The organism is Candidatus Magasanikbacteria bacterium RIFOXYB2_FULL_38_10, assembly GCA_001783145.1.
Classification (GTDB): Bacteria; Patescibacteriota; Patescibacteriia; order Magasanikbacterales; family UBA10003; genus GWC2-40-17.
The window spans coordinates 1-11,410 of record MFQT01000006.1; the positions used below are offsets into that span (position 1 = coordinate 1).

Here is an 11,410-nt window from a genome sequence, read left to right on the forward strand (position 1 = left end):
TTTGAAGTCCGCCTTGGCATAGTCGCTGTTCACCCAGCTAAACTTTTGCTTGAGTTCGGCAAGGTTTGGTTGGATGTAGGTGACGATGGCGGAGAAGGCCGCGACGGACTTGTCCACCAGCAGATCCGCGACCTTGGACACGAGATCCGGCTCCTTGAGGAGACGCCGGAGGTGTTCGATCGTGCCACCCTTCTTCAGGATGGAGTGAACGAGCACCTTGAGAAGCTCGAACGCGAGGCCCCAGTTGCTGAGCACTTCCTTCAGATCCTTCTCTTCCTTGCTGGCCATGGAATCACCTCTCTCGTCTTTGGTTTACCTCTTATCCTGACACCGTGCCAAGACATAAGGCTTACCAATTTGGCTGGTTTTCCCAGCCTTCTGAAGAGCCTCCTTCACCCTTCAGAAAGCCAGGAAATGTACTTTATTTAAGCTTAATTAAAAGAACTTATTTTGACTATAAATTATATCACTTTTTAAGTTATTTGTCAAGCCAATGTACAGTCAACCTTCAAGGGTTACACTTTTCTAGGCTAAACTAAAATACTTTTTTAAGTTATTTTACTTTTTTTCAAACAAAAAAACTCGCAATCTTATGCGAGTATTTTGAATAATGGTGGGCGGCATAGGAATCGAACCTATGACCTTTACAATGTCAATGTAACGCTCTAACCAACTGAGCTAGCCGCCCTTTGGTGGGCGCGATAGGAATCGAACCTATGACCTCGTCATTATCAGTGACGCGCTCTAACCAACTGAGCTACGCGCCCTTTTAGGGCAAAACCATTTATTAAAAAAGTCTACCGACTCTTTACAACATCATTATTATCACAAATTTTTTAGATGAGGTCAAGAGTAGATAGACTTTTCATTCTTTTTAAAAGACGCAAATTTAAGACACCAAACAAGTGATAGAAAAAAACTATTCGATGAAAATTGAGTTTTTCATCTCGACTGAAGTCATATCATTGCTGATAAGTGACTCCTTAGAAAGGAGGTGATCCATGCGCAGCTTCCGCTACACATGCCTTGTTACGACTTAGCCCCTGTCGCTGATTCCGCCTTGGACCGGGATAAACCCAGCCTTCAGGCGTCCCCAACTCCCTTGGCTTGACGGGCGGTGAGTACAAGACCCGAGAACGTATTCAACGCCGCATAGCTGATCGGCGTTTACTAGCGATTCCTACTTCACGCAGTCGAGTTGCAGACTGCGATCTGAACTGGGGGGAAGTTTGATGGGATTAGCTCCGTCTCGCGACTTGGCAACCCATTGTTATTCCCCATTGTAGCACGTGTGTGGCCCAGGACGTAAGAGCCATGCTGATTTGACGTCATCCCCTCCTTCCTCCCCTGCCTCTAGGCACTTTTTTAAATGCCTACAGGCAGGGGCGGTCTGTTATGTAAAAAATAACATAACACGGGGGTTGCGCTCGTTACCCAACTTAATGGTACACCTCACGGCACGAGCTGACGGCAACCATGCAGCACCTGTGTAGCACCCTCGAAGGAGTCTCCGTTTCTGGAGATTAGCAGCTACATTTCAAGCCCTGGTAAGGTTTTTCGTTTACCGTCGAATTGAACCACATGCTCCACCGCTTGTGCGGGTCCCCGTCTATTCCTTTGAGTTTTAGCCTTGCGGCCGTACTTCCCAGGCGGGATACTTAATGCGTTAGCTTTTTTGACCGACTCTGACAGGGTCGATACTGCCAAAGTCTAGTATCCATCGTTTAGGGCGTGGACTACACGGGTATCTAATCCGTATCGCTCCCCACGCTTTCGTCCCTTAGTGTCAGGAATGTTCCAGTGAGCCGCCTTCGCCTCTGGTGTTCTTGCCGATATAAACGCATTTTACTACTACACCGGCAATTCCGCTCACCTCTCCCATCCTCTAGTCTGTTAGTATCATCAGCAGATTCGGAGTTGAGCTCCGAGATTTTACCAATGACTGTACAAACCACCTGCGGACGCTTTACGCCCAATAAATCCGGATAACGCTCGAGGTCTCTGTATTACCGCTGCTGCTGGCACAGAGTTAGCAACCTCTTATTCGCAAGGTACCGTCAAGATTCGTCCCTTGCAAAAGTAGTTTACAATCCGAAGACCTTCATCCTACACGCGGCGTCGCTCCCTCAGACTTTCGTCCATTGGGGAAGATTCGTGACTGCAGCCTTCCGTAGAAGTCTGGGCAGTGTCTCAGTCCCAGTGAGGCGGGTCGCGCTCTCACGCCCGCTATCCGTCATAGCCTTGGTGAGCTTTTACCTCACCAACTAGCTGATAGACCATAGGCCCCTCTTGAAGCGTTCTTTTGGAACTTTACATGAGAATGACTTTTGTCCCCTCATGACCATCGAATATTAGCCCCGATTTCTCGGGGTTGTGTTCGTCTTCAAGGTAGGTTACCAATGTGTTACTCACCCGTTTGCCACTAACTAATCATTGATGTAATCACAAATTAGTCCGTTCGACTTGCATGCCTTACCCACGCCGCCAGCGTTCATCCTGAGCCAGGATCAAACTCTCAATAAAAATTGAGATTGGCTCTCAATATGAAGCTAGCTGTAACTCGTAAAGAGTTACAGATAAAAATTTTTTGAAGTGGCTCCGGCATCCGCCGGAACCAAACTTTGCGATTTGTTTCCCTGAGGAAACAAATCTTTATTGAATAGACTTTTCTATCACTTGTTTAATGTCTTGGTTCAACTTTAAGTTTTCAAAGTTCTTTTTCCCGGCCCGATTTGACCGAAGAAAAAACAGAAACCCGGAATTGAGTTGCTGTTTTTTCTTCTTCTAGTATCCGCTTTAAGCAGACTTAGAAAAATGGCTAAATTGTGATAAATTTCTGTATGTGATAAGAGTATACACTATGCCCAAAACCCTGTCAAGTTTTTAGGCAAGGTGAGTTATCCACAGAAAAACGGATTATTATGATGCAAAACCTTTACTGGTATTTTATATTTATCAGTAAAGGCCTGCGTCTTGATATTTTTTTTCTGCCATTTTATTTCATAGGCCGACATCTTTTCACCGGCTTTCATCAATAAATCTATCTCGCTACCAGCGCGCGAACGCCAAAAATAAAAATCTTTTTTATTGTCTAACAGCAAATTTTCTTTATACAATTCTGCAATCACCCAATTTTCCCACAAGGCGCCAATATCGGAACGCAGAGGGCTGATGGAAAATTCTTTTAAAATGGCATTGCGGATTCCTACATCATAAAAATATATTTTTTTGCTCTTGACCACTTCTTTACGGGCATTAGTACTAAAGGCTGGCAAACGAAAAATTACAAAAGATTGTTCTAATAAATCCAAATATTTTTCTATTGTCGGCCGGACCATGCCTAAAGAATTTGCCAATTCATTCACCGACACTTCCGAGCCAATTTGATGAGCCAAAAGCATTAACATTCTTTTAATCATTTCCGGATTCTTTACTTCGCCAATTTGCAAAATATCCTTCCACAAATAATCACTGGCCAAATCGGCCAAAATATTTTCCTTATCAGCAGAAACCGCCACTTCCGGATAGCTACCATACGCTAAATTTGACATTAGTGATGCTTGAACCGCTAAAGAAAAATTTTTATTAATCTCCTGCCAAGAAAGCGTTGATAAATACCATTCGGCAACGGAAATAATTTCTTTAAATAAAAAGGGGGGCAAAAATATTTTTTCATTCCTGCCAGTTAAACTTTCTGCTGACTGATTTAATAAATTCAAACTGGAAGAACCCAGTAAAATTATCTTAAACGGAACGCCATAATCATACCAACCTTTAACAATTCTTCCAGTTTCTGACAATCTCTGCGCCTCATCGATTATCAAATAATCAGCATTGATATTTTTTGTCGCTTCCCGAGGTGACAAAGCAGACAAAGCCAAAAATTTATCTTTATCTACTGTAATATCCAAATTCAAAAATAGCGTTTTTTTGCCCTCTAAAACATGTTTTACCAGGGTAGTTTTACCTACTTGTCTAGCACCTAAAATTAATAAAATTTTGTTGTTTTTAAGCTTTTTTTGCATTATTTCCTCAGCTTGACGATGTATATACATATATAATAGTTAAATATGATACTTATAGTATACAAAATATACTATAATTTGTCAATATGCCATCTGTGGACAAAATGACATCCTCCCCTGGCTAAAACATTGGGGTGTTACCAATGTATCTCATATTATGCAATCCCTTTATTACACACCCTTTAATGCGGTAATACAACCCAAAAATTTAAAACTTGCTTAAAAGTATATTTATTAAGGCTTACATCTTCCTTAGGTAAACATTTATAAAGATTATCAAAAAATAAGTAGGCGGTGTCTTTATCAAAATTACCACTGCAGACTTTTTTGATTTCTTCATCTAAAAAATATTTTAAACCGGATGGCTTTCTGGCAAAAGCCCCGGCCGTAAAAGTTTGTCCACTTCTAGCCACCGTTAAAGACATAGGTAAGTCAAAACGCTCAAAGTAAGGTAGAATCACAATGTGCTTATAATTCTTAAAAACATAATTCCAGCGAGCATATTCGGCCCAAAAAGAGTCTTGAGATGGAAAAGACATCACTCTGTCGGTGTAATTTATGTGTTGACCTAACAAACCTTTGGATAAATCCGTTAATTGCAAAACCAGAGTCAGACAAATTAAAATAAGAGCCCATTTTCTTTTTAAGAAACGCAAAAAAAACAAAGAAGCCAAAACTAACAGATAGTAAACCGGCCAAAACATTCTGCCGGAAGACCGAACGATGCTTAAACATTTTTCTGCCAATGACGGCAGAGGGTACGAAAAAACCAAATGATTATTAAAATAAATTTTGTTGCTTAGAGCCACGGCAGTTAAAAATACAGCCACAATTAAAAGCGGCCAATATTTTTTAAGCAATGAAACAAAAATTTTTCTTTGTTTAAAAATAAAAAAATAACCGGACAGCAACCCCAAAAATAAAATCCCCAAACCCAAATAATTAAAACCTTCATACTGAAAAGTCTGAATCGGCCATTCCGGCATTATTTTAGACCAGCCCAGAGGATTAAAAAGACCATTCAAATTTAAAGAAAATTCTCCAAAACCTTCCGCGCCGCCTTCTCCCGCCCCCCACATCCCTACAACAAAAGACAATAAACCTAAAATAGCTATAGTTGCCAAATTGCCCCCCCACCATTTAATTTTAGAAATCAACTTATATAATCTTATTTGTTCCGACAGCCAAAAAGGCACAATCATAAAAAACAAATAAGGATGAGTAAACAAAGACAAGATTAAAATAATCCCCCAGAAACCAGCTCGCCAGACAGAAGAACGGTTAAGACAAAGATAAAGAGCGGCCAAAATTAAAAAATGGCTAACCAAAGAAGCGTGGCCCGCGACCCTTTGAAAAACTATCGGGTTAAAAATAAAAAAAATACTGCCCAAAATGTCTAAGAGGGTATCTTTTTTAATTAAACGCATTAGTAAAAAACCGCAGAGGCCTTGCAGAACAAAAGATAAAAACATCCACATCCCTAAATACTGAAAATTGGTTGGCAATAAATTACGCCATAATTTAAAAAAAATTGCCAGAAGCGGAAAGGAATCGGTATATAAAAGAGAAATACCGGAGGGATAATTTAAATTTTGAATAACCCCCCAGGGCCAACCCCAAGCGGAGTTTCTAAAAAATTCCCAGCCAATTTGATGCTGAAAAGTATCAGTGCCATCGGCCAAAATCCAGCTGATATTTTGCGGCCAAAGCGTGTCTCCAAAAAAAATAAAAAAAACCAATCCACCAATCAGCCCGGACGCAACAAGACCAAAAAATTCCCAACTTTTTAAAAAATTAACGGCTTTTTTTACTCCTCCATTCATAAATTTTTTGATGATCTCCGGACAATAAAACTTGAGGAACTTTCATTCCTATGAAATTTTCCGGGCGAGTATAATGTGGATATTCGGCCACACCCATTTTTTCTTTGCTTTCAAAAGTTTCTTCTTTTAAGGATTCTTCATTACCCAATACGCCAGGAACCAGACGAGCGACGGCTTCTGTTATCGCCAAAGCCCCCAATTCCCCGCCGGATAAAACATAATCACCCAAAGAAATTTTCTCATCTGCAAATTTATAAATTCTTTCATCAAAACCTTCATACCGGCCGCAAATAAAAACCAATTTTTTTAATTTAGAAAATTTCTTGGCCATCTTTTGATCAAACTTTTTCCCGGACGGATCCATAATAATTATCTTGGTGCCCGCCTGTTTTTTTTTCTTGGCCTCTTTTACCAAATCCAGAGATTCCAAACATTTATAGATTGGCTCTATTTTTAAAAGCATGCCGGCTCCCCCACCGTACGGATGGTCATCTACTTTGTGATGTTTATCCGTGGCAAATTTTCTAAAATCGTGAGCTATAATTTTAATTTTTCCGCCAGCCACAGCGCGTTTTAAAATGCTTTCTCCGACATAATCATTTATAATTTTGGGGAAAATTGTCAGAATATCAAATTGCATAAAAAGGTAGTTATTGAAGCAATGATGTAATGGTATTTTTTTGCCGACGAGGGCGAGTCCTCAACAAAAAAATATAATATTACATCATCGCCTTATTGATTTGCAGACTAAAGTAATCATAACCCAAACTCCTTAACAAAACAACCCCGAGAAAACTCGGGGTTGTTTTAAAGTCAATTTAAATGTTCAGATCATCAACGGCTGAAGTATCCACTGCTTCCTGCCTCATGGGGCGAGGACCGCGGGAACCTTCTGGTTCGTAAATCTTGAGATTGACATGGGCGTTATTCTTAGCGCCAACAATCTTCAAGAGAGTACGAATAGATCTGGCAGTCTGGCCTTGGCGACCGATGACGTAACCCATATCGGCTGGGTTAATGTGAAGAGTAATCAAAACTCCTCTTTCGTCAACAGTGCGCTCCGTCTTAACATCTTCTGGATGGCCAACAATGGCTTTAACAATCATCTCCACAAACTGTTGATCGGTGTACATAGCACTCTGTTTTAATTCTATTTTTAAAGGGTCCTGTCGACTGGCGCATGGGTTCTTCTCCCTCACCCAGGACTATTTGCAGTATAGCACATTTTTTACCAAAAGTCAACTTTAAATAATTTTTAAGCTGCTTTAGCTTCAGCGGCCTTCTTTTTTTCTGCTATTTTAGTCTTTCTTTTAGCGCTGATCTTAACTTTTTTAACCTTGGCGCCTTCAATAATCTTTTGATTAATCAAAAGATTATGAGCCGTAGGGGTTAATTGCGCTCCCTTGCTTATCCAATATTTAATTCTTTCGGCATTCAACACTACTATTTTTTTTCTGGCGTTATAAGAACCCAAATTTTCCAAATAAGCCCCCCAAGGGTCTTTTCTTTTTTCTGAAACAATCAGTCTAAAGGTGGGAAATTTAGCCTTGCCGGTTTTTGTTAGCTTGATAGTCAACATAAATAAAAATACTTGCTTAATTTTAAGTAATTATAGTATAGGATAAAACACTAAAACAGTCAAGGGGTTTTACTTATTGATCATTTTTTCCGCTTCTTCCAATTTTACAGAAAGCAAACGGGAAATTCCATCATCGCCCATGGTGACGCCATATAATACTTGGGCCTTGCTCATAGTGGCGCGATTGTGAGTGATAACAATAAACTGGGTGCGAGCGGAGAGTTGATCAATAATTTCCGACAATCTAACAGAATTAGACTCATCTAAAGCCGCATCCACTTCGTCTAAAACCACAAAAGGCGAGGGGCTATAAGATAAAATAGCGCAAATTAAAGCTACCGAGGTTAAAGATCTTTCTCCGCCAGACAAAATATTAACATCTTTAATTCTTTTGCCTGGCGGCGTGGCTTGAATATCAATACCGGTTAAAACCGGTTCATTGGTTTTTTCTATCAAATTCTGAGCTGAAGAATTTTCTTTTTCTTCTTCGCCTTCATCTTCCTCCCCTTCTTTATCGGCCAAGTCCTCGTAAAGCATTAACAACTTGGCGTTTCCACCATTAAATAAAATTTGAAAAAATCTGTTAAATTCATCGTTGATTTTAGTCATAGCCTCATCACGCTTTTCCTTCATAATTTTATCCAAATCGGCAATGGTGGACACAATATCCGTAATGGCTTTTTGCAAATCATTAATTTGTTCGGCTAAAAAATTAAAACGTTCTTCGGTTTCTTTGTGTTCAGCTACAATTTCCGGATCAATTCCGCCAATCAATTCTAACTGATGTTTTAATTTAAAAATTTGTGGTTGCACCTCTTCCGGCAACACTGCTTCTGCAACCCCTAATTTAACTTCTGAAGAAAGTGATCCCATTTCCAAACTGATTTCCTCTTCCAAACCGTCCCGTTTGGTTTCCAATTTAGCCAATTCTATCTGCACGCCATTTAGTTGTTGCTCTATTCCGTGCACTTCTAATTGTTTACTTTGCAAAATTCTTTGCAATTCAAAAATTTCACCTTTTTTTTGTTTCTCCACCTCGTTTAATTCTTGCATGGCTTTATTAACCGCGATAATTTCTTGGCTCAACTTTTGCAGTTCTTCTTCCAAATCGGCAAGATTTTTTAATAAAACGGGATTGGGTGTAAATTCTTTTTTGTCGCCGCCGGGATTTTTAAGACGTTTTAACAAAGAAAAAGTTTTATCTTTTACAGAAGAAAAAGACTTTTGAATTAAAGGAATGTCTCCCAACTTAGAAATTTTATTTAATTTTTCTAAAAATTCTTCTTGTTCTTTTAAGAGAACGTCTAATTCACTAATAATATTTTCGTAAGGCAAAGCGCCGATAGAAGCGACTCTTTCCGAACGCACGCGCAGGAGTTCCAAATCGCTTTGCAGTTTAAACTTTTTTTCTTGCACCTGACTTCTTAAAGATAAGATATTTTCATATTTTTTTTGCAGTTCCAAAAATTCTTGCGAAACGGTGGCGGCCGCTTCCAAATTTTTAAAACGATTCAAAACTTCTTGCTGTTCGCTTTTCTTTTTTTGCAATTCTTCATCAATGCGAGCGTATTGCTTAGAAAATTCGGCCAGGCGTCCGGACAAATTATGCCACAAAGTACCATAATATTTTTTTTGCAAAATTTTTAATTCTCCTTCTACTTCTTCCCTTTCGGCCAAACGCTTGGTTTGGCGCTGTAAATACCGCAAACGCGGTTCTATTTCTTTTAAAATTCCTTCAGCCTGTGCCAGATTGGCTTGAGAAGATTCCAGCTTATTAAAAGACATCTGCCTTTTAATTTGCATTTCTTTAATGCCGGCGGCTTCGTCTAACAATTCTTTGCGTTCCGTAGGCGTGGCGCGTAGAATATAGTCAGCCATACCCTGGCCAATGACCAAATAATTCTTTTGGCCAAAACGAGCCCGTGCCAAAAGCAAAACAATATCCTGCAGTCTGGTCTGGCGGCCATTAATAAGATACTCACTTTCTCCATCACGATAAACGCGACGGGTAATGACCACTTCAGTTAAGCCAATCGGCGCTTCATTATCTTCGTTATTTAAAATTAAAGACACTTCAGCCGCACCCAGGCGCGCCTTTTTGTCCGATCCGGCAAAAATCACATCCTCACTTTTTTTGCCGCGCAAAGTCTTTAAAGATTGTTCGCCTAACACCCAACGGATAGCATCTGCCACATTACTTTTACCAGAGCCATTTGGCCCCACAATAGAGGTAATCCCCTTCTTATCCCCCTGCGGCATTAAAAATTCTAAAACAGTCTTTTGAGCAAAAGACTTAAAGCCTTGAATTTCCAAACGCTGTAAATACATAAAAATTATAGGCCTATTTATACCGCTTATTATACCACCCTTGACTTAAACCGCCAAGTCTTATATACTACCCTGATTTACCTTTATGATAACCGAAGCCAAAAAAATTCATCAGGAAATTTTGGGGGCGGAAAATATCCTCTTAATTTCTCACAAAAACCCCGATGGCGATACCCTGTCCAGCGCCTGCGCCATGATGCAGTACTTAAGATCCTTGGGCAAAAACCACACGGCTTTTTGTGCTACCAGCCTTAATAAAAATTTGGCTTTTTTGCCGCATCTGGAATACTTTGTTCAAGACCCTCAAATCTTTAAAAATAATTATTTTGATGTAATCATAATTTTTGATTCTGGCGATTTGCTTTATGCCGGCGTAGAAGATCATTTTAAAAAATTAGACTATTCCCCCACTATCATTAATATAGATCATCACGCCACCAACCAATTTTATGGGCATTACAATTTAGTGGTTCCGGAAGCCGCTTCCACCACCGAAGTCTTGTACCGTTTTTTTCAAATTAATGATGTGGATTTGGACAAACATATTTCCACCTGCCTTTTAACCGGTATCGTCACCGATACCGGGCATTTTACCAATCCTTCCACCTCAGCATCTTCTTTAAAGATTGCCAGTCGCTTGATGAGTGGCGGAGCCAATTTGCGGCTGATTCAAGGTTGGACTATAAAAAATAAAACTTTGGACGGTTTAAAATTATGGGGTAAAGTTTTAAGCCGTTTATCCAAAAACGAAAATTGGGACATTGCCACGGCCATAATTTCTCAAAAAGATTTGGACGGTCAGAATATTGCCGATGAAGAAATAGAAGGCCTGGCCAATTTTTTAAACAATCTCTCCGGCGCTAAGATAGTTCTTCTTTTAAAAGAAAAAAACAATGGTGTTATAAAAGGCAGTCTGCGTACCACCGATCCCACTATTGATGTTAGCAAATTGGCAGTTTTTTTTGGAGGCGGCGGGCACGCCAAAGCGGCCGGTTTTTCCCTCAAAGGACAGCTGGAGGAAAAAGACGGAATCTGGCAGGTTGTTTAAAAGGGAGCTGATGACGGCTCTCTTTTTTGTAATTTTGGCAAAAAGTATTCCACAGCAAGCCATTGTTTTTATTCTAAAGAACTGTAAAATTAAATTAGGTCTTTAAAAATAAGAGGACTTAAAATGGCTATTCAGCTTGATTTTTACGTTGAAGAGGCGGTACGTGAGGCAAGTCGTCTGCAAAAGCAAGGTTTAACCGCTCTTATTCTGGACAATTGGCTAGGTGGAGCCAGACTGGTTTATCAATTCCCTCTGACAGCTTCCTGCGATTCCGATTGCGCTCATTGCCCACTTTTAAGATTGGCAGGGCAGGATCCGCCGGGGGAAGGAATTTTCCGCAAAAAAAACCTCATTAAAACTTTGGCAAAAGCCGATGCGGAAAGACTGGCCCTATTCCCGGGACATCAGCGTTTCCTTAATTGCAAAACTTGGCCGCAGTATCTTGGATGTTATTCTGCCTGGCTAGCAAGAAAGTGCCAAACCAATACGGACTTTGAAGAGGAGTTGGCCTTGGTCAGATCTTTTCGCCTTATCTTTTATCAAGCCAATTTTTTGCCGCAAAGGATTGAAACAGCCGGTAGAGCGCACATTATTCGCCTTAGCCAAC

General features: G+C 40.1%; 7 protein-coding genes, 2 tRNA genes, 1 rRNA gene and 2 pseudogenes. 3 read left to right on the forward strand and 9 right to left on the reverse strand.

The window, feature by feature from the left end; translation table 11 throughout:
* Positions 1 to 429, forward strand: a pseudogene (locus tag A2294_02940) (hypothetical protein).
* Between the two features lie 182 nt (positions 430 to 611).
* On the opposite strand, the gene A2294_02945 reads toward A2294_02940, so the two are convergent.
* The 9 genes from A2294_02945 to A2294_02985 all read right to left on the reverse strand — a co-directional run bounded on the left by A2294_02945 (position 612) and on the right by A2294_02985 (position 9,755).
* Positions 612 to 688, reverse strand: a tRNA-Val gene (locus tag A2294_02945).
* 2 nt (positions 689 to 690) lie between these two features.
* Positions 691 to 767, reverse strand: a tRNA-Ile gene (locus tag A2294_02950).
* 218 nt (positions 768 to 985) lie between these two features.
* A 16S ribosomal RNA gene (locus A2294_02955) occupies positions 986 to 2,519 on the reverse strand.
* A 378-nt stretch (positions 2,520 to 2,897) separates the two neighbouring features.
* Entirely contained in the window at positions 2,898 to 4,055 is a 1,158-nt protein-coding gene (locus tag A2294_02960; protein OGH85941.1) for a hypothetical protein, read from the reverse strand.
* Between the two features lie 152 nt (positions 4,056 to 4,207).
* Positions 4,208 to 5,848 (reverse strand): hypothetical protein, encoded by a 1,641-nt coding sequence (locus A2294_02965; protein OGH85942.1) that lies wholly within the window; start codon positions 5,846 to 5,848, stop codon positions 4,208 to 4,210.
* Entirely contained in the window at positions 5,820 to 6,488 is a 669-nt protein-coding gene (locus A2294_02970; GenBank protein OGH85943.1) for a tRNA (guanosine(37)-N1)-methyltransferase TrmD, read from the reverse strand. The genes A2294_02965 and A2294_02970 overlap by 29 nt, the downstream gene beginning before the upstream one ends.
* A 178-nt stretch (positions 6,489 to 6,666) precedes the next feature.
* Positions 6,667 to 6,981 (reverse strand): hypothetical protein, encoded by a 315-nt coding sequence (locus A2294_02975; protein ID OGH85944.1) that lies wholly within the window; start codon positions 6,979 to 6,981, stop codon positions 6,667 to 6,669.
* 122 nt (positions 6,982 to 7,103) lie between these two features.
* Positions 7,104 to 7,427 carry a 30S ribosomal protein S16 gene (locus A2294_02980; protein ID OGH85945.1) on the reverse strand — a complete coding sequence of 108 codons (324 nt, stop codon included), beginning with the start codon at positions 7,425 to 7,427 and terminating at the stop codon, positions 7,104 to 7,106.
* A gap of 69 nt (positions 7,428 to 7,496) precedes the next feature.
* Entirely contained in the window at positions 7,497 to 9,755 is a 2,259-nt protein-coding gene (locus tag A2294_02985) for a hypothetical protein (protein ID OGH85946.1), read from the reverse strand.
* An 85-nt stretch (positions 9,756 to 9,840) separates the two neighbouring features.
* On the opposite strand from A2294_02985, the gene A2294_02990 reads away from it, so the two are divergent.
* Both A2294_02990 and A2294_02995 read left to right on the forward strand, forming a co-directional pair.
* Positions 9,841 to 10,803: a hypothetical protein gene (locus A2294_02990; protein ID OGH85947.1), complete on the forward strand. Its 963-nt coding sequence runs from the start codon at positions 9,841 to 9,843 to the stop codon at positions 10,801 to 10,803.
* A 123-nt stretch (positions 10,804 to 10,926) separates the two neighbouring features.
* Positions 10,927 to 11,410: pseudogene (locus tag A2294_02995) on the forward strand (hypothetical protein).

Bases quoted from the DNA above. Each gene is read 5' to 3' on its own strand.
- A2294_02985 (OGH85946.1), bottom strand. From the start codon at position 9,755: ATGTATTTACAGCGTTTGGAAATTCAAGGCTTTAAGTCTTTTGCTCAA.
- A2294_02990 (OGH85947.1), top strand. From the start codon at position 9,841: ATGATAACCGAAGCCAAAAAAATTCATCAGGAAATTTTGGGGGCGGAA.
- A2294_02980 (OGH85945.1), bottom strand. From the start codon at position 7,427: ATGTTGACTATCAAGCTAACAAAAACCGGCAAGGCTAAATTTCCCACC.
- A2294_02975 (OGH85944.1), bottom strand. From the start codon at position 6,981: ATGTACACCGATCAACAGTTTGTGGAGATGATTGTTAAAGCCATTGTT.
- A2294_02960 (OGH85941.1), bottom strand. From the start codon at position 4,055: ATGTATATACATCGTCAAGCTGAGGAAATAATGCAAAAAAAGCTTAAA.
- A2294_02965 (OGH85942.1), bottom strand. From the start codon at position 5,848: ATGAATGGAGGAGTAAAAAAAGCCGTTAATTTTTTAAAAAGTTGGGAA.
- A2294_02970 (OGH85943.1), bottom strand. From the start codon at position 6,488: ATGCAATTTGATATTCTGACAATTTTCCCCAAAATTATAAATGATTAT.